This is a genomic window from Streptomyces candidus (genome assembly GCF_014207445.1).
In the GTDB taxonomy this organism is placed as follows: domain Bacteria; phylum Actinomycetota; class Actinomycetes; order Streptomycetales; family Streptomycetaceae; genus Streptomyces; species Streptomyces candidus.
Genome location: NZ_JACHEM010000011.1, coordinates 121,268 through 139,878, shown reverse-complemented (window position 1 = coordinate 139,878; position 18,611 = coordinate 121,268). Strand labels below are relative to the sequence as shown.

At 72.1% G+C, this 18,611-nt stretch carries 13 protein-coding genes; 8 read left to right on the top strand and 5 right to left on the bottom strand.

Annotated features, from left to right (window positions below; all coding sequences use genetic code 11):
• Positions 1-22: 22 nt before the first annotated feature.
• A complete protein-coding gene (locus tag HNQ79_RS21330) occupies positions 23-1,096 on the top strand; it encodes a YncE family protein (protein WP_185033468.1) in 1,074 nt (357 codons plus the stop codon).
• Positions 1,097-1,299: 203 nt separating this feature from the next.
• Here HNQ79_RS21330 and HNQ79_RS21325 read toward each other — a convergent pair whose 3' ends face one another.
• A complete protein-coding gene (locus HNQ79_RS21325; protein ID WP_185033466.1) occupies positions 1,300-2,664 on the bottom strand; it encodes an FAD-dependent oxidoreductase in 1,365 nt (454 codons plus the stop codon).
• 549 nt (positions 2,665-3,213) lie between these two features.
• Between HNQ79_RS21325 and HNQ79_RS21320 the strand changes: the two genes are divergently transcribed.
• Complete coding sequence (locus tag HNQ79_RS21320) at positions 3,214-3,627, top strand: hypothetical protein (RefSeq protein ID WP_185033464.1); 414 nt, start codon at positions 3,214-3,216, stop codon at positions 3,625-3,627.
• Between the two features lie 60 nt (positions 3,628-3,687).
• Here the strand turns inward: HNQ79_RS21320 and HNQ79_RS21315 are convergent, their stop codons facing one another.
• Complete coding sequence (locus HNQ79_RS21315) at positions 3,688-4,110, bottom strand: secondary thiamine-phosphate synthase enzyme YjbQ (RefSeq protein ID WP_185033462.1); 423 nt, start codon at positions 4,108-4,110, stop codon at positions 3,688-3,690.
• A 68-nt stretch (positions 4,111-4,178) separates the two neighbouring features.
• On the opposite strand from HNQ79_RS21315, the gene HNQ79_RS21310 reads away from it, so the two are divergent.
• Complete coding sequence (locus tag HNQ79_RS21310; protein WP_185033460.1) at positions 4,179-5,333, top strand: FAD-dependent oxidoreductase; 1,155 nt, start codon at positions 4,179-4,181, stop codon at positions 5,331-5,333.
• A 136-nt stretch (positions 5,334-5,469) separates the two neighbouring features.
• Here the strand turns inward: HNQ79_RS21310 and mltG are convergent, their stop codons facing one another.
• Together mltG and HNQ79_RS21300 are read right to left on the bottom strand one after the other, a co-directional pair.
• Entirely contained in the window at positions 5,470-6,267 is a 798-nt protein-coding gene (gene mltG / locus HNQ79_RS21305) for an endolytic transglycosylase MltG (protein ID WP_185033458.1), read from the bottom strand.
• A 416-nt stretch (positions 6,268-6,683) separates the two neighbouring features.
• Complete coding sequence (locus HNQ79_RS21300; protein ID WP_185033456.1) at positions 6,684-8,549, bottom strand: ABC transporter ATP-binding protein; 1,866 nt, start codon at positions 8,547-8,549, stop codon at positions 6,684-6,686.
• A 97-nt stretch (positions 8,550-8,646) separates the two neighbouring features.
• Here HNQ79_RS21300 and HNQ79_RS21295 point away from each other — a divergent pair, with 97 nt between their 5' ends.
• From HNQ79_RS21295 to HNQ79_RS21275, 5 genes are all read left to right on the top strand, one after another.
• Positions 8,647-9,123 carry a MarR family winged helix-turn-helix transcriptional regulator gene (locus tag HNQ79_RS21295; RefSeq protein ID WP_185033455.1) on the top strand — a complete coding sequence of 159 codons (477 nt, stop codon included), beginning with the start codon at positions 8,647-8,649 and terminating at the stop codon, positions 9,121-9,123.
• Positions 9,124-9,154: 31 nt separating this feature from the next.
• On the top strand, positions 9,155-12,079 hold the full coding sequence (locus HNQ79_RS21290) for an FAD-binding and (Fe-S)-binding domain-containing protein (protein WP_185033453.1): 2,925 nt from the start codon (positions 9,155-9,157) through the stop codon (positions 12,077-12,079).
• Positions 12,080-12,203: 124 nt separating this feature from the next.
• Entirely contained in the window at positions 12,204-13,649 is a 1,446-nt protein-coding gene (locus HNQ79_RS21285) for a Gfo/Idh/MocA family protein (RefSeq protein ID WP_185033451.1), read from the top strand.
• Between the two features lie 236 nt (positions 13,650-13,885).
• Positions 13,886-15,733, top strand: coding sequence for an ABC transporter transmembrane domain-containing protein (locus HNQ79_RS21280; RefSeq protein ID WP_185033449.1), 1,848 nt, complete (start codon positions 13,886-13,888; stop codon positions 15,731-15,733).
• The gene (locus tag HNQ79_RS21275; protein WP_185033448.1) at positions 15,730-17,550 is read left to right on the top strand and encodes an ABC transporter ATP-binding protein; all 1,821 of its coding nucleotides are present in this window, start codon (positions 15,730-15,732) and stop codon (positions 17,548-17,550) included. The genes HNQ79_RS21280 and HNQ79_RS21275 overlap by 4 nt, the downstream gene beginning before the upstream one ends.
• 82 nt (positions 17,551-17,632) lie before the next feature.
• Here HNQ79_RS21275 and pip read toward each other — a convergent pair whose 3' ends face one another.
• Positions 17,633-18,607 (bottom strand): prolyl aminopeptidase, encoded by a 975-nt coding sequence (pip, locus tag HNQ79_RS21270; RefSeq protein ID WP_185033446.1) that lies wholly within the window; start codon positions 18,605-18,607, stop codon positions 17,633-17,635.
• Between the last annotated feature and the right edge of the window lie 4 nt (positions 18,608-18,611).

The following is an 18,611-nucleotide window of genomic DNA, read 5'->3' as shown; positions in this document are numbered from 1 at the left end:
CCGTCCAGGAGGCCTACCCGGCATGCCCACACTCACCCGCCGCATCCGCCGCACGGCGGCCACCGCCGTCGCCGTCGCCGTCGCCGCAGGCAGCGCCCTGACCCTCACCGGGACCGCTCCGGCCCACGCACACACCGGCCCCCGCGCCGCCACTTCCTCCACGGTCACCTCCGCCCAACTCACCGCCGGGCTCTACCAGTCCGCGTACTCCGAGCGGAACCGCGTCCTGTGGGCGACGTCCGCCGTGGGCCGGCCGCCGGTCACCAGGTCGTCGCTGCTGAAGGTCGACCCGGGCACGCTGCAGGTGCAGGCGGCGTACACCCCGCCGGTCACCGATGCCGCCACGGGCGCCGTCGAGGCGGTCTACGGCATCGCCGTCGACGACGAGCACAACACGGTCTGGACGACGAACACCCGCAACGACACCGTGGCCGTCTACAGCCAGCGGGACGGCCGGCACCTGGCGACCCTGCCCGGCGTCGCGCACGCCCGCGAGATCGTGGTCGACGAGCGGCGGAACCTGGCCTGGGCGAGCAGCTTCGGCGACGGCACCGTGGTCGCCTTCGACACCCGTACCTACAAGGAGAAGAAGCGCGTGACCGTCGCGGGCACCCAGCCCGCCGGACTCGCGCTCAACGAGCGCACCGGCACCGTCTACGCCGCCGACCTGGGCGGCGACCGGATCGTCGAGGTCTCCCCGTACGCGAAGGAACCGCGCCTCATCCCGACCGGTGACGGCCCGATCTCGGTCGCGCTGTCCGCCGACGGGCGCACCGCGTACACCGCGGACCAGGCGGCGGGCGCGCTTTCCGTCGTCGACCTGCGGAAGGGCGCCGTCACCAGGACCGTCCCGACCGGCGCGGGCGCCCTGTCCGTCGCCGCCGACCGGCGCTCGGGCAACGTTCTGGTCGCCAACCGGGCGGCCGGCCACGTCACGGTCGTCGACCCGCGCAAGGGCGCGGTCGTCGAGACTCTGGCCACCGGTGCCAACCCGAACCACGTCACGATCGTGCGCGGCACCGCGTTCGTCATGGACAAGTCGGCCGTCGGCCCGGAGCGCCAGGACCAGGCGCACCGCATCCGCGTCGGGCGCTGACCGGGGCGCAGCCCGGTCCGCAAGGCCGGTCCCGGACTCAAGCCTCCCCGCCCGGGCCCCGGAACCGGCCTTTCATGCTGCCCTCATGACGCCGCATCAGCACCGCCACCGGCCCGCCTGGGGAGGGCTCGGAGGTGTGCTGCGAAGGGGCCCGACGCATGATCGCGTCGGGCCCCTTCGCAGCACACCGCATCCGCCAGGGGTCAGGCGCCGCTCTCCCGCAGCATGTCCTCGCGTTCGACGAGCTTCACCCGGGCGCGGCCCTGCGGTTCACCGAGCGCCTTCTCCGCGGCGTCCAGCTTGTACCAGCCCTGCCAGGTGGTGAAGCGGACGTTCCGCTCGCCGAGGAAGGCTTCGACGCTCTCCGGGGCGGGCGAGGCGGGCTCGTGCAGACGGCCGTTCTGGAAGTCGTCGAGCAGGTTGGCGACGGTCTCGTTGGCATCGCCCTTGGTGTGACCGATGAGGCCGACCGGACCGCGCCGGATCCAGCCCGTGACGTACGTCGACCGGAGGTGCTCGCCGGTCTCCTCGATGACCCGGCCGCCCTCGTCGGGAACGGTGCCCGACGCGACGTCCCAGGGCAGCTTGGGCAGCTCGTCGGAGAGGTAGCCCACCGCGCGGTAGACGGCGCCGAGGTCCCAGTCCTTGAACTCGCCGGTGCCCTTGACGTTGCCGGTGCCGTCGAGGGCGGTGCGTTCGGTACGCAGCCCGACGACCTTGCCGTCGTGGCCGAGGATCTCGGTCGGGTTCTCGAAGAAGTGCAGGAACAGCTTGTGCGGGCGGTCGCCGACGTCGCGGATCGCCCAGTTCTCCAGGGTCTTGGCGACCATGTCGGCCTGCTTGTTGCCACGCCGGGTGGCGATCGAACCCTCGTCGTAGTCGATGTCCTCGGGGTCGACGATGACCTCGATGTTCGGCGAGTGGTCGAGCTCGCGCAGCTCCATCGGGCTGAACTTGGCCTGCGCGGGGCCGCGACGCCCGAAGACGTGCACCTCCAGGGCCTTGTTCGCCTTGAGGCCCTCGTGGACGTTCGGCGGGATCTCGGTCGGCAGGAGTTCCTCCGCCGTCTTGGCGAGGATGCGGGCCACGTCGAGGGCGACGTTGCCGACGCCGAGGACGGCGACCTTCTCCGCGTCCAGCGGCCAGGTGCGCGGCACGTCGGGGTGACCGTCGTACCAGGAGACGAAGTCGGCCGCGCCGTACGAGCCGTCGAGGTCGATGCCGGGGATGTCGAGCGCCCGGTCGGCGGTCGCGCCGGTCGAGAAGACGACCGCGTCGTAGAAGGCGCGGAGGTCGTCGAGGCTGATGTCCGTCGGGTAGTCGACGTTGCCGAAGAGCCGGACCTGCGGCTTGTCGAGCACCTGGTGGAGGGCGGTGATGATGCCCTTGATCCGCGGGTGGTCGGGGGCGACCCCGTAGCGGATCAGGCCGAAGGGGGCGGGCATCCGCTCGAAGAGGTCGATGGAGACGCCGGGCTCGGCCGCCACCGCGGATTTCAGCAGCGCGTCGGCAGCATAGATACCGGCCGGACCGGCGCCGACAATTGCTACCCGCAGGGGGCGAGGCATGTTCAGGTTCCCTTCGAGGGGCGGCAAATGAATCAACCCGAAGCGTAAACTAAGGCAGCCCTAAGTCAGTAGCCGGGTCCGCTCTATGAGGTCATAAGGCTGCCTTATGGGAACCGTCAGGACTGCTTTGGGATCGCGTTCTGTCCGCGGGCCCCGCCGAGTGCTGCCGGGCCGCTCCCGGTAGCTGTGCTGCGTCGGCGGGCCGGCCGGCACGGCAAGGACGGGTGCCGTACCGGCCAACTCCCGGCTCCCGGGGATGCGTTCCCGTACCGGCAGCCCCTCGTACCGCCGGGGGTCGTTGACAACGGGGGACGCCGGGCATTGACTGGCGGCACGGCGTCAGCAGCACGGCCCCAAGGACCGGGCGGACAATTCCGCTTTCCCGCTTCGCCCGGGCCCCGTGGAAACAAGACCCCTGCGAAGGCTCCCTCCGCGCACGGAGGGGCCGGCGGCGAGGCGGCTTCTCCCCTGCGCCGCTCCCCCTTTCCGTCACCGGACGGCGCGGAACCGCACCGACGGACACGCACCACCCACGGAAGGCGACATCTGATGCACTACGACCAGCAGCGCGCCCAGCAGCCCCCGTCCGGCCCTCCCGGCGCCGTGCAGCAGCGCACCCAGCGCACCCCGACCGCCCGAGCCGGCACCCCTCCCCGCTCAGACGGCGGCCAGACCCCCGTACTGCTCCCGCAGGGCGACCGGGACGACCTCACGGCGCGGCTCCAGCAGGCCCTGAACCTCTTCATCGCGGAACCGGGCAAGGCCGTGTCGGAGATCGACCGCGTCCACGACGAGGCCGTCACCCGGGTGACGGAGATCCTCGCGGAGCAGCGCCGCACACTGCGCGCGGTCTGGCAGAACGAGAAGACCGGAACCCCCGGCGAGGACACCGTGCCGACGGAGGACCTGCGCCGCGCCCTGCGCCAGTACCAGGAGGCCACGGAACAGCTCCTGCGCATGTGAGGGGTCCCGGCGGGCACGCCCGCTTCGGCCGAGGGAGCGCAGCCGGGCTCCGGGGGCGGTTCAGGCGAGGAAGCTCAGCCGGACCTTCCGCTCCGGGTTGTCGACGTTGGTGTCGACCAGGCAGACCGACTGCCAGGTGCCCAGTTCCAGACGGCCCCCGACGACCGGCAGCGTGGCGTGCGGGGGGACGAGGGCGGGCAGGACGTGGTCGCGGCCGTGGCCGGGGGTTCCATGGCGGTGCTGCCAGCGGTCGTCGGAGGGCAGCAGGGTGCGGAGGGCGGCCAGTAGGTCGTCGTCGCTGCCCGCGCCGGTTTCGAGGACGGCGACGCCCGCGGTGGCGTGCGGAACGAAGATGTTGAGGAGTCCGTCGCGGCCCCGGGCTGCTTGGGCGAGGAAGTCTTCACAGGCTGAGGTGAGGTCGGTGACGGTCTCCCGCGAACCGGTCGTGACGTTCAGGACATGGGTGCTGAAGGTGTCGGCCATATGTCCATGTTCGCGCACCGCGGGACCGTTCCGGGAAGATCCACGGGCCACGCCCTGTTAGTAGAACCATGAACAACAACCCGGCGGGGAAGCCGCCCGGCACGGACGTGGACGTCGTCGTCATCGGCGCAGGACAGGCCGGGCTCTCCGCCGCCTACCATCTGCGCAGGTCGGGGCTGATTCCGGACCGGGACTTCGTCCTGCTCGACCGGGCCCCGCGGCCGGGCGGCGCCTGGCAGTTCCGGTGGCCGTCGCTGACGTACGGAAAAGTGCACGGCATGCACGCGCTTCCCGGCATGGAGCTGACGGGCGCCGACCCCGACCGGCCCTCCGCCGAGGTCATCGGGGAGTACTTCACCGCCTACGAGGCCGCGTTCGGCCTGCGCGTGCACCGGCCGGTGGAGGTGTCCGCCGTACGGGAGGGCCAGGCGGGCCGACTGCGGATCGAGACGTCGGAGAGGGTGTGGAACGCGCGGGCACTGATCAGCGCGACCGGCACCTGGGACCGGCCGTTCTGGCCCCGCTACCCCGGGCAGGAGACCTTCCGCGGACGCCAACTGCACACCGCGAACTATCCGGGACCCGAGGAGTTCGCGGGTCAACGCGTTGTGGTGGTGGGCGGTGGGGCGTCCGGCACCCAGCACCTGATGGAGATCGCCCGGGTCGCGGCGCAGACGACGTGGGTGACACGGCGTCCACCGGTCTTCCGCGAGGGCGAGTTCACCGAGGACTGGGGGCGCGCCGCCGTCGCCCGGGTGGAGGAACGGGTGCGGCGCGGGCTGCCGCCGGAGAGCGTCGTGTCGGTGACGGCTCTGCCGGTGAACGACGCGATCCGGGAGGCACGGGAGAGCGGCGTACTGGACAGACTGCCGATGTTCGACCGGGTCACGCCGGACGGAGTGGCCTGGAACGACGGACGGCCCCCGGTGCCCGCGGACGTGATCCTCTGGGCGACCGGCTTCCGGCCGGCGATCGAGCACCTGGCGCCGTTGCGGCTGCGGGAGCCCGGCGGGGGAATCCGGCTGGACGGGACGCGGGTGACACAAGACGCGCGCATCCACCTGGTGGGGTACGGCCCGTCCGCCAGCACGATCGGCGCGAACCGGGCGGGGAGAACCGCGGTACGGGAGGTGCTGCGGGTGCTGGCGAGGGGACGGAGCGCGGGTACCGAGGCCACGGAGGCACGTGCGGCGGCGCGGACGACGGCGGCGGCCCCCGCCTGACGCGCGGGAACGGTCCGTCCCTGCGGCACCGTCGGCTGACGCCGCCCGGACTCTCTCACGGGCGGCGGCCGGGAAGTACCCCATGCCCAGCGGATCCCCGCGCGCCCCGTACCCCGCGCCCCGGCAGACTCCCCGGCTATCCGCCCGCGCTCCGCCGGTTCGCGTTGAATTCCTTGACGTTCCGTTTCTGGACCTCGTAGTCGTCCGTGAACCTGGTGTCCCCCGGCTTCACCGTCACGAAATACAGCCAGTTCCCCGGCGTCGGATTGCGGACCGCCCGCATCGCGTCCAGGCCGGGGTTGCCGATGGGGGTCGGCGGGAGACCCTTGCGCGCGTACGTGTTGTACGGGCTGTCCAGCCGGGTGTCCTCGTTCGTGGTGTCCAGGGTGCTGCGGTTCAGCGCGTAGTTGAGGGTGGAGTCCATCTGGAGGCGCATCCCCCGGGCCAGCCGGTTCTCGATGACCCGGGCGACCTTGCCCATGTCGGCCGTGGTGTCGGCCTCCGCCTGGACGATGCTCGCGACGACCACGTCACGGTGGACCTCGGGGCCGGTGCCGAAGCGCTCGTTCGCGGTCCTGACCATGTAGGTGAGCAGGCTCGACGCCGTTGTGGTGTCCTTCACCGGATACGTCGCCGGGAAGAGGAAGCCCTCCGGGTTGCCCTCGGAGGCGGCGGGCAGGGCCAGCTCCGTCGTGGCGGCGGCCTTCATCGCCGTGCCGGAGGAAGCACCGAGCGCCTTGTCGATCGCGTCGTACACCTGCGAGGCACGCCGCCCCTCGGGGACGGTGAGGGACTTGGGCTGGGGACTCTTCTCCTCCCGCCACAGCAGCAGGAGCGCCACTACCGCCCCGAGCAGGGCGAGGAGGGTGCACACCAGGAGAACGCGGCGGACGCGGCGCTTCTGCCGGGGCGATGACTGCGAGGGCTCGACCATGCGGAAACGCTAACCGTCCGGGAGTGCGGTTTCCCGTACCGCGCGGCGGTTGCCCGTACCGCAAATCGGCGGCCACAGCTCCGCGAACAGACGAACACGGGATCGGGTGTTCGCTGGAACGCGTGATCGCACCGGATTTCGTTGCTCAACCCCGTTGCGACACCTGAGACTTGAGGTGCGCAAGCGACGGGCTGCAGACCTCGGATGCGCGGTCCCGAACGTGCAGGTGGTCCCACACGTGCACGTTGATGCACCAGGCACAAGGAGAACCCAAGATCATGAACCTCATCACCGACCTTCTCGCCGGCGCCTTCCACTTCCTGGGCTGGCTGGTCTGACCGAGGTCTCTGCGCGGCGCCGTTCCTCCCCCGTCCCAGGGGAGGGGCGGCGCTGCCGCGTGCGGTGTCCCACGACGCTCAGGACACGGCCGTCGGCGCGAGTTCGGAGTCCCGGCGCACGAGCGCGGCGTACCGGCCGTTCAGGGCGAGCAGTTCGGTGTGCGTGCCGCGCTCCGCGACGCGGCCCGCGTCCAGCACCACGATCTGGTCGGCGTCGCGGACCGTGGAGAGGCGGTGGGCGATGGTGATCGTCGTACGTCCGGCCGACAGGCTGTCGATGGCCTGTTGCACGGCGTGCTCGGTGCGGGTGTCCAGGGCGCTGGTGGCCTCGTCCAGGATGAGGACGGGCGGGTCCCGCAGGATGGTGCGGGCGAGGGCGAGGCGCTGCTTCTCGCCACCGGAGAAGCGGTAGCCGCGTTCGCCGACGAGCGTGTCGTAGCCGTCGGGCAGCGAGGCGATGTGGTCGTGGATCTGGGCGGCTTCGGCCGCCGCGCGCAGCTCGTCGTCGGTGGCGTCGGGCTTGGCGAAGCGCAGGTTGTCGGCGACGGAGGCGTGGAAGAGGTACGTCTCCTGGGAGACGACGCCGACCGTGCGGGCGAGGGAGTCGAAGTCCAGGTCCCGGACGTCGACGCCGTCGAGGGTGACACAGCCGCCCGTGACGTCGTACAGCCGGGGAACCAGGTAGCTCAGCGTGCTCTTTCCTGAGCCGGTCGCGCCGACGACCGCGAGGCTGGTGCCCGCGGGGACGGTGAGGTCGATGCCGGAGAGGGTGGGGGCGCCCGGTTCGCCGGACCCGTTCTTGACGCCCTGCCGGGCCGGGTCGGCCGTCCCTTCGTAGCTGAAGTCGACGCCCTCGAAGCGGACTTCGCCCTTGGCAGCGGTGAGGCGCACCGGCTCGTCGGGTTCGTCGATGTCGACGGTGAGGTCGAGGTACTCGAAGATCCGCTGGAAGAGGGCGAGCGAGGTCTGCATCTGGACACCGGTGGACAGCAGGCTCACGGCGGGGCGCAGCAGACCCTGCTGGAGGGAGACGAAGGCGACGAGCGTGCCGAGGGATACCGCGGCGGCTCCGGCGTTCATGGTGAGGCCGGCCGCCCAGTAGATCACGGCGGGCATGGCAGCCATGACGATGCCGATGGTCGACATCCGCCAGCGGCCCGCCATGTTGGACCGTACTTCGAGGTCGACGAGGCGCTCGGACTCCTCGGCGAAGTTCTTGGTGAGCGATGCTGAGCGGCCCATGGTGCGGCCCAGCAGGATGCCGCTGACCGAGAGGGACTCGGTGACGGTGGCGGACATGGCGGCCATCTGCCGCTGCCGCTGTGTGGTGATCTTCTTGCGCTCGTTGCCGACCCGGCGGCTGATCCACACGAAGACCGGCAGCAGCAGCAGCGAGACCACCGTGAGCCGCCAGTCGAGTGCGAGCATGGCGACGACGGTGGCGACGACGGCGGTCAGGTTGGAGACCAGGGACGTCGCGGTGGAGGTGACGGTGGCCTGCATGCCGCCGATGTCGTTGGCTATCCGCGACTGGACCTCGCCGGTGCGGGTGCGGGTGAAGAAGGCGAGCGGCATCCGCTGGAGCTGGGTGTAGACGGCAGTGCGCAGGTCGTGCATGACGCGCTGGCCGACGGTGGTGGAGATGAGGGTCTGCAGGACACCGAAGACGCTGGTGACGACGGCGGTGGCGATCATGCCGAGCGCGAGCAGCGTCAGCAGGCCCGTACGGCCCTGCGGGATGGCCACGTCGAGGATCTCGCGCAGCAGGAAGGGCGAGGCGACACCGACGAGCGAGGAGGCGCCGACGAGCAGTCCGACCAGGGCGAGGCGGGCCCGGTAGGGGTGGAACAGGCGCAGGATGCGGCGGACCTCCGCGGGCGGCTGTTTCTTCCCCGGTTCGAGCGCCGGGGGCGTCCACTGGTCCGTGGTTCGGTCGGGGTGCATGGGCTCCTTCGGAGAGGTCGGGGGAAGCGCGGCTTCCAGAGCTTAGATCATTGTTACCTGTACTCACAATGCACAAGGTCCTGTTATTGTTCCCGGCATGAGCAACCTTCCGGATTCCCGCGCAGAGGCCGACACCGCCGACGGAGTCCTGGCCGAACAGCTGCTGCGGCTCACCCGTCGTCTGCACCGCAGCCAGAAGCGCCAGATGGAGCCGATCGGCATCACCCCGGGCCAGGCCCGGCTGCTGCGGGTCCTCGCCCGCCTGTCCCTGCACCCCGGGCCGGCCCCCCGGATGGCCGACCTGGCGCACGGCCTGGAGGTCGTCCCCCGCGCGGTCACCACCCTGGTCGACGCCCTGGAGGAGCAGGGACGGGTCCGCCGGGTGCCCGATCCGGCCAACCGCCGTGTGATGCGCATCGAACTCACCGAGGACGGCCGCACCACCCTGCGCGCGTTGCGCAACGCGCGCCGCGACGCCGCAGAGGACATCCTGGCTCCATTGTCCGCCGCGGACCGCCAGGTACTCGGCGGGCTGCTGTCCACCCTGGTCGACGGGGGCACCCGCCCCTGCTGAGCGGGACCGAGCCGGTGGGAGGAACGCCGTCATGCCGCTTCTGGAACCGAAACCCCGGGCCCTGGCCCCGCTCATCGCGCAGGAGCCCGCTCCCGACCGGGTTCCCGCCGCCCTGGCCGAGGGCACGCCGGGACCGCTGCGCCGCGAGCTGTCCGCACTGCTCGGCGCGGAGAAGGTGCTGTGGCGGATTTCGGACCTGGTGCGGTACGCGGCGGACGCAAGTCCGTACCGGTTCGTGCCGCAGGTCGTGGTGGTGGCCGAGGACATCGACGACGTCTCGGCCGTTCTCTCGTACGCGCACGGCCGGGGCCGCGAGGTGGTGTTCCGGGCCGCGGGCACCTCGCTGAACGGACAGGCGCAGGGCGAGGACATCCTGGTGGACGTGCGCCGCCACTGGTCCGGCGTGACGGTGCTGGACGGCGGGGCCCGCGCCCGCATCCGGCCCGGCACCACCGTCGTACGGGCCAACGCCGCGCTCGCGCCGTACGGCCGGGTGCTGGGCCCCGACCCGGCCAGCGCCATCGCCTGCACGCTCGGCGGCGTCGTCGCCAACAACGCTTCCGGGATGGCGGCGGGCACCACCCGCAACAGTTACCGCACCCTCGCCTCCCTCACCTTCGTCCTGCCGACCGGCACCGTCGTCGACACCGCGGACCCGCGCGCCGACGAAGAACTCCGGCACGCCGAACCCGCACTCTGCGAGGGCCTGCTGGCGCTCAAGGCGGAGATCGAGGCGGATCCCGCCCTCGTGGCCCGCATCCGGGACAAGTACGAGATCAAGAACACCAACGGTTACCGCCTGGACGCCTTCCTCGACGGTGCGACGCCGGTGGAGATCCTGCGCGGCCTGATGGTCGGCTCCCAAGGCACTTTCGGATTCATCTCGGAGGTCGTCTTCGACACCCTCCCGCTCGACCGCCGGCTGTCCAGCGCCCTGCTGTTCTTCCCGTCCCTGTCCGCCGCCGCGGCGGCGGTGCCGCTGTTCAACGAGGCGGGTGCGCGCGCCGTGGAGCTGATGGACGGCAACACCCTGCGCGCCTCGGTCAGCGTCGAGGGCGTGCCGCAGGACTGGGCGGGCCTGCCCCGGGAGACGACGGCGCTGCTGGTGGAGTTCCGGGCCCCCGACGAGGCAGGGCAGGAGGCCTTCGAGCGGGCGGCTGCCGAGGCCCTCAAGGACCTGGAACTGGTCCAGCCGGTCCCCTCCGTCACCAACGAGTTCACCCGCGACGCGAGGACGATCGGCGGGTACTGGAAGGCCCGCAAGGCGTTCGTCACCGCCGTCGGCGGAGCGCGCCCGCCCGGCACGACGCTGATCACCGAGGACTTCGCGGTACCCCCTGCCCGGCTGGCCGAGGCCTGCGAGGCGCTGCTCGAACTCCAGAAGGCACACGGGTTCGACGCCGCCGTCGCCGGGCACGCCGCGCACGGCAATCTGCACTTCCTGCTGGCCTTCGACGCAGCCGAGCGGGCCGACGTCCGGCGGTACGCCGCGTTCATGGACGACTTCTGCCGGATGACCGTCGACCGCTTCGACGGCTCGCTCAAGGCCGAGCACGCGACAGGCCGCAACATCACGCCGTTCCTGGAGATGGAGTGGGGCCCGAAGGCGACCGAACTGATGTGGCGGACCAAGCAGTTGATCGATCCGGACGGCGTGCTCGCCCCGCGCGTCGTCCTCAACCGGGACCCCGAGGCGCATCTGCACGGCCTGAAGACCATCCCGCGAGTGGAGGCGGAGGCGGACCCGTGCATCGAGTGCGGATTCTGCGAACCGACGTGCCCCAGCGGCGACTTGACCACTACGCCCCGCCAACGCATCGCGCTGCGCCGGGAGATGACGCGTCAGCCGACGGGCTCGCTCGTCGGCGAGAACCTCCTCGCCGCGTACGGGTACGACGCCGTCGACACCTGCGCGGGCGACTCCACCTGCAAGATCGCCTGCCCGGTCGGCATCGACACCGGGGCGCTGATGAAGGGCCTCCGCCACCGCAGGCACTCCGCCCGGGAGGAACGCGTCGCCGCCCTGACCGCACGCAACTTCGCGGCGGTCGAGGTCTCGGCCCGGCTCGCGGTGGCAGCCGCCGACAGGGTCGGCGGCCGGCCGACGGCCTCCCTGACGGGGCTCGTCCGCAAGGCGGTGCGGCCCGACCTCGTACCGCAGTGGCTGCCGGAGATGCCGGGCCCGGCGGCGCGGCGGCTGCCGGCCACCTCGCGCGCGGGCGCCACCGCCGTCTACTACCCGGCCTGCGTCAACAGGATCTTCGGCGGACCGGACGGGGACCGCGGCCCGACCCTCCCGGAGGCCGTCGTCACCCTCGGCGCACGCGCCGGAAGGCCGGTGTGGATCCCGGACGACGTGACCGGAACCTGTTGCGCCACCATCTGGCACTCCAAGGGGTACGTGGCGGGCAACACGGTCATGGCGAACCGCGTCGTCGAGGCCGCCTGGACCTGGACCGCCGGTGGCCTCCTGCCCCTGGTCGTCGACGCGTCGTCGTGCACGCTGGGCATCGCGCGCGAGGTGGTGCCGTACCTCACCGACGACAACCGGCGACTGCACGCGGAGCTGACCGTCGTCGACTCGATCGTGTGGGCGGCGGACGAGCTGCTGGCGGACCTCGTCGTGCTGCGCCGGGCCGGTTCCGCCGTCCTGCACCCCACCTGTTCCATGGAGCACCTGGGCGACGCCGGCCACTTGCGTAGGGTCGCCGAGGCGTGCGCGGAGGAGGTGGACGTGCCGGACGACGTGCGGTGCTGCGCGTTCGCCGGGGACCGCGGGATGCTCCACAAGGAACTGACGGAGTCCGCGACGGCGCGCGAGGCCGCCGAGGTGACCCGTCGCGAGTACGACCTCCATCTGTCGGCGAACCGGATGTGCGAGGTCGGCATGGACCACGCCACGGGCCGCTCCTACCGCTCCGTGCTGCTGGAACTGGAACGGGCGACCAGGCCGTGAGGGGACGCTCGCGCGCCTCCGCGCCTGTTGTCCCAACTCGCCCTGCCCCTGGCCCTCTTGCGCCACAGCAGCACCTCCGTGAAGGGTGATCGGTCGGTACCCGATCACCCTTCACGGAGGTTCGATGTACGACGACGACAAGGCGACTCCCGGCACGGACGAAACCCTCGACGGCGTCTCCCGCCGTTCCGCCCTGTGGGCCGCGGGCGCGGCGGGCGCCGGGCTCGGTCTCGGTGGCGCGCTGGGCGCGGCGGGGCCCGCGGCCGCCGCCGGGAACGCCGCGCGGCCCTCCGTCGCGGAGGCCGACGCGTGGCCCGCACGCCAGGGCAGGACCATGGCGGGCGTTCCCTTCGAACGGCGCTCCACCGTCCGTGTCGGCATGATCGGCCTCGGCAATCGCGGCGACGCCATGATCGACCTGTTCCTCGCCCTCCCCGGCGTCAAGGTCGTCGCCGTCTGCGACCCGGTACGGGCCAAGGCGGAGAAGGCCGCCGCCAAGGTCGTCAAGGCTGGTCAGGCGGCCCCCGCGCTCTACGCCAAGGACGAGGACGACTACCGCCGGCTCTGCGCACGCGGCGACATCGACTTCGTGTACGTCGCCACCCCGTGGGACGCCCACCACGAGATGTGCAAGGCCGCCATGCTGAACGGCAAGCACGTCGGCGTGGAGTGCCCGCTGGCCATGCGGATGGACGAGATCTGGGACCTGGTCAACATCTCGGAACGCACCAGACGCCACTGCATGCAGCTGGAGAACTGCTGTTACGGCAGGAACGAGATGCGCGTCCTGCGGATGGCGCACGCGGGCCTGTTCGGCGACCTGCTGCACGGCGCGGGCGCCTACAACCACGACCTGCGCGAGCTGATGTTCGACCCCGACTACTACGAGGGGCCGTGGCGCCGCCTGTGGCACACCCGGCTGCGCGGCGACCTGTACCCCAATCACGGCTTCGGTCCGGTCGGCAACTACATGGACGTCAACCGCGGCGACCGCGCGGTGAGCGTCGTCAGCCTCGGTTCCCCCGCCCTCGGCCTCGCCGAGTACCGCGCGAAGCACATGCCGCCGGGCGACCCGAGCTGGAAGGAGTCGTACGTCGGCAGCGACCGTACGATCAGCCTCGTGCAGACCGCCAGGGGGCGCGTCATCCGCCTCGAACACGACGTGTCCACCCCGCACCCGTACAGCAGGATCAACAGCCTCGGCGGCACCCTCGGCGTCTTCGAGGACTACCCGCCGCGCATCTACCTGGAGCCCGGCAACACCGACCACAGGTGGGACGACTTCGGCAAGTACGCCGAGTGGGACCACTGGCTGTGGAAGGAGCACGCCAACCCGCCCGGCGGCCACGGCGGGATGGACTACCTCATGCTCTTCCGGCTGATGCAGTGCATGCAGCTGGGCCTGGTCCCCGACTTCGACGTGTACGACGCGGCGACCTGGACGGCGCCGGTGCCGCTGAGCCATGTGTCGATACGGGCGAAGGGCGCACCGCAGCCGATCCCGGACTTCACCCGGGGCGAGTGGAAGAAGGCCCGCCCGGGAGTCGACTCGAAGAAGCCGGCCGCCTGACGGACGGGCGTGGCGGAGAGCCGGGGCCCGCCCGGGGCCCGGCCCTCCGCCGACTCCGTACCGGCCCCCTTCCGCGGCCGGCGCAGGGCTGCGGAGAACGGTCGTCGGGATTGGCGCGTTCCGGACACCCGCGGGCATAAATCGATTGCCCCGGCGGGGTCCGGGGCGCGAACCTTGCACGGTTTGCGCCATCGACTCAGCCCGACTCCCGAACCGACACCGAGCCGTGGGGCCTTATGCACATCCAAGATCTTCCGTACAAAGACCCCGGCGAACCCGATGTCCGTTCCGGGGGCCGTTTCCTGTACTGGCTGGGCCGCAACCAGCTCGGCGGCCAGCTCAAGTCCCTGAGCTGGGGACTGCTGCACCAGATCGGCGTGGCCGGGCTGCCGCTGGGCGTGGGCCTGGCCGTTCAGGCGGTGGTGGACCGTTCCGGCGGACGGCTCGCGCTGGCCGGCGCGGTACTGGCCGTGTTCGGCGTGGCCGTCACCGTCGGTGACACCATGCTGCACCGCACCGCAGTCACCAACTGGATCACCGCCGCCGCCCGTGTCCAGCAGCTGCTCGCCCGGCGGACGGCCGAGCTGGGCTCGGCGCTGACCCGCCGGGTGGCGGCCGGCGAGGTGGTCGCGGTATCGACGGGCGACGTGGAGAAGATCGGCTGGTTCGTCGAGGCGCTGTCGCGGTTCGCGGCGGCCGTGGCGGCGCTGGTGATCGTCTGCGTCGGCCTGGTGGTCTACCAGCCCGCGCTCGGCGTCGTCGTCGCGATCGGCGTGCCCGCCCTGGCGCTCGCCGTGCTGCCGCTGCTCCCGAAGGCGACCGGACGCGCCGACGTCCAGCGCGAGAAGGCGGGCAGGGCGACGGAGCTGGCGTCCGACACCGTCGCGGGCCTGCGGGTGCTGCGGGGCATCGGCGGCGAGGAACTCTTCCTGGGCCGCTACCGCGAGGCGTCGCAGGAGGTGCGGAAGGCGGCCGTCCGCAGTGCCCGCATGTGGGCCGTGATCGCGGCCGTCCAGGTGCTGCTGCCGGGCCTGCTCCTGGTGGGCGTGGTCTGGTACGGGGCGACCCTGGCCCGCGCGGGCACCGTGTCCGTCGGCGAGCTGGTCACCGTGTACAGCGCGGTGACCCTGCTGATGTACCCGCTGCGGCACTTCGAGGAGATCGCCATGGCGTACTCCTTCTCGAAGCCGTCCGCGAAGCGCGCCGCCCGTGTCCTGGGCCTGCGCCGTATCGCGCCCGGCGACGGACTCGGTGCGTCGCAGGCTCCGACGGGCGACCTGTACGACCCGGTGACGGGGCTGCTGGCCCCGGCGGGCCGGTTCACGGCCGTGGTGTGCGGCGACCCGGACGTGGCGGGACGGCTGGCGGACCGTCTCGGCGGGCACGCGGCGGAGGAGGACCGCGAGGAGGGCGCGGGGACCGGTGCCTCCGCGAAGCCCGCCTCCGTCCTGCTCGGCGGCGTGGCCCTCGACGATCTCCCCCTGGAGGCCGCGCGCGCCTCGGTCCTCGTTCAGGACAAGGACCCGGTGCTGCTGTCGGGAACGCTGAGCGAGCTGCTCGACGTACCGGCGTCCGGACAGGTGTCCGCCGAGGACGCGCTGGCCGCCGCGCAGTGCGCCGACGTGCTTGCCGCGCTCGCCCAGGCGTCGGTCGACCCGGACGGCGACCCGATGAACACCAGGATCACCGAGCGCGGACGGTCGCTCTCCGGCGGTCAGCGGCAACGCCTGGCGCTGGCACGGTCGTTGGTCACCGACCCCGAGGTACTGGTACTCGACGAGCCGACGTCCGCCGTCGACTCGCACACCGAAGCCCGGGTGGCAGCGGGTGTCAAACGGCTCAGGTCCGGTCGTACGACCGTGGTCCTGGCCTCCTCCCCGCTGCTGCTCGACCAGGCGGATCGCGTGGTCCTCGTCCACCAGGGGGAGGTGGTGGCGGTCGGCGAACACCGCGAACTGCTGCACACCGAGCCGCGCTACCGGGCGGTCGTCACCCGCGAGACGGACGAGGAGGGCGCCGGGGACGAACGCGCCGCGGAGGTACGTGAGTTGCAGGTACGCGAGGAAGTCGAGGAAACGGCATGAGCGCCACCGCCACCAAGGGCGCACCCCGGGCCCCCCGCATCGGGGTGCCGCCCCCCGAGTACGACCCGGCGGCCCCCGAGTCGGCCACCACCCTGCCCGTGGGCAGCACGGCCACCGTACGGTCGTACGTGGGCGGACTGCTGCGCCGCCACCGTGGGGCGTTCGTCGCGCTCATCACCCTGAACACCCTCGCGGTGGTCGCCTCGATGGTCGGGCCGTACCTGCTGGGCGGCGTGATCGAGGACCTGACGGCAGGCACGGAGGACGTACGGCTCGGCCTCACCGCGGGCCTGTTCGCCGCCGCCCTGCTCGTCCAGGCCCTCTTCGTCGGGCAGACCCGGCTGCGCGGCGCGATGCTCGGCGAGGAGATGCTCGCCGACCTGCGCGAGGACTTCCTGGTCCGCTCGGTGGGTCTGCCCCCGGGCGTGCTGGAGCGGGCCGGCACCGGCGACCTGCTCTCCCGCATCACCACGGACATCGACCGCCTCGCCAACGCGATGCGCGAGGCGGTGCCGCAGCTCGCGATCGGCGTGGTGTGGGCGGCGCTGCTGCTCGCCGGCCTGACCGCGGTCGCTCCTCCGCTCGCCCTCGCGGTCCTGGTTGCCCTCCCCGTGCTGATCGTCGGCTGTCGCTGGTACTTCAGGCGGGCGGCGTCGGCGTACCGCTCGGAGTCGGCCGGGTACGCGGCGGTCGCGGCGATGCTCGCCGAGACGGTCGACGCGGGCCGCACCATCGAGGCGCACCGGCTGGGCGCCCGACGGGTGGCGCTGTCGGACCGGCGGGTCAAGGAGTGGACCGCGTGGGAGAACTACACGCTGTGGCTGCGTACCGTGCTCTTCCCCGTCGTCAGCATCACCCACATCACCATCCTCGGCGCCTCGGTCGTCATCGGAGGCGTCTTCGTGCTTCAGGGCTGGCTGGGCGTGGGCCAGTTGACGACGGGCGCACTGCTCGCGCAGATGCTGGTCGACCCGGTGAACCTGATCCTGCGGTGGTACGACGAACTGCAGGTCGCACAGGTGTCGCTGGCCCGTCTGGTGGGCGTACGGGAGATCGAGCCGGACGCCGGGGACGGGACGGTCGTCCCCGACGGACGCCGACTCCGTTCGGACGACGTGCACTTCGGGTACCGGGAGGGCGTCGACGTCCTGCACCAGGTGTCGCTGGACGTGGCACCCGGAACCCGGGTGGCCCTGGTCGGCCCCTCCGGCGCGGGAAAGTCGACGCTGGGCCGCCTGATGGCGGGGATCTACGCGCCTCGCACGGGCGAACTCACGCTGGGCAGAGCCGAGTTGTCCCGCATGCCTGCCGAGCGGGTGCGCTCGCACGTCGCTCTGGTCAACCAGGAGCACCACGTCTTCGTGGGTTCGCTCCGGGACAACCTGCGACTCGCCCGCACGGAAGCCGGCGACGCCGAGCTCTGGGCGGCGCTGGGCGCGGTCGACGCGGACGGCTGGGCGCGGGCTCTGGACGACGGCCTCGACACCGAGGTCGGCTCCGGCTCGCTCGCCCTGACCCCGGCGCAGGCGCAGCAGGTGGCACTGGCCCGCCTGGTCCTGGCGGACCCGCACACACTGGTCCTGGACGAGGCGACGTCCCTGCTCGACCCGCGGGCGGCCCGGCACCTGGAGCGCTCGCTCGCCCGCGTCCTGGAGGGCCGCACGGTCATCGCCATCGCGCACCGGCTGCACACGGCGCACGACGCGGACGTCATCGCCGTGGTGGAGGAGGGACGCATCACCGAGCTGGGCAGTCACGCGGAGCTGGTGGCCGCGGACGGCGCCTATGCGGCGCTGTGGAGGTCCTGGCACGGATAGCGGGAGGTGGGTGCGGGGGCGGCCGAGGCGCGCCGGGCCGGGTGCACCCCGCGGTCGCCCCGCCCCGACGGCCGGGCTGCCCTCACTCTCCGGCTCCGGCCGCCGGTCCCGCAAAGCCTTCGAGCGCCGCCGCGATCGCCTCCCCCATCTCCCCGCTCCCCCGGTGGCCCGTCCCCTCGAAGATCCGCAACTCCGCGTCCGGCCACGCCCTCGCCAGCTCCCAGGCGGTGTGCGGTGGTCCCGCCATGTCGTCGCGCCCCTGCAACAGGACCCCGGGAATTCCCGCCAGCCGGTGCGCGTCCCGCAACAGCGCGCCCTCCTCCAGCCACGCCCCGTGCGCGAAGAAGTGCGAGGCGATCCGCACGAGCGAGATCCGGCCGGCCGACGGGCGGCTCCGGTACGGGTTCGCCGCCCCGTACGTCTCCAGGGACAGCACCGCGTCCTCCCAGGCGCACCAGTCGGCGACGGCCTTGTCCCGTACCGCCAGGTCGGCGCTGGAGGCCCGCCGCGCGTAGGCCGCCACGAGGTCCTCCCGCTCCTCCTGCGGCACTCCGGAACGGAACCTCTCGTACGCCTCGGGGAAGAAGCGTCCCGCTCCCCCGTACAGCCAGTCGGTCTCGGACCGTCGCGTCGTCGTGACCCCGGCCAGGACGATCTCGCTCACCCTCTGCGGGTACTGCTGCGCATACGCGAGGATCAGCGTCGAGCCCCACGACCCGCCGAACATCAACCAGCTTTCCACGCCGAGGTGTTGGCGCAGTTTCTCAAGGTCGGCGACCAGGTGACCGGTCGTGTTGTGTTCCAGGCTCGTCGTCGGGTCCGCGACGTGCGGGACGCTGCGTCCGCAACCGCGCTGGTCGGAGAGGACGAGACGGTAGCGGTCGGGGTCGAAGAACGTGCGGCTGCCGGGCGAACTCCCGGATCCCGGGCCCCCGTGCACGACGACCGCGGGCTTGCCGTCGGGATTTCCGGAGACCTCCCAGTGGATGCGGTTGCCGTCGCCCACGTCGAGAAGGCCTTCGTCGTACGGCGGGAGCGTCGGGTACGGAGCGGGCATGGGT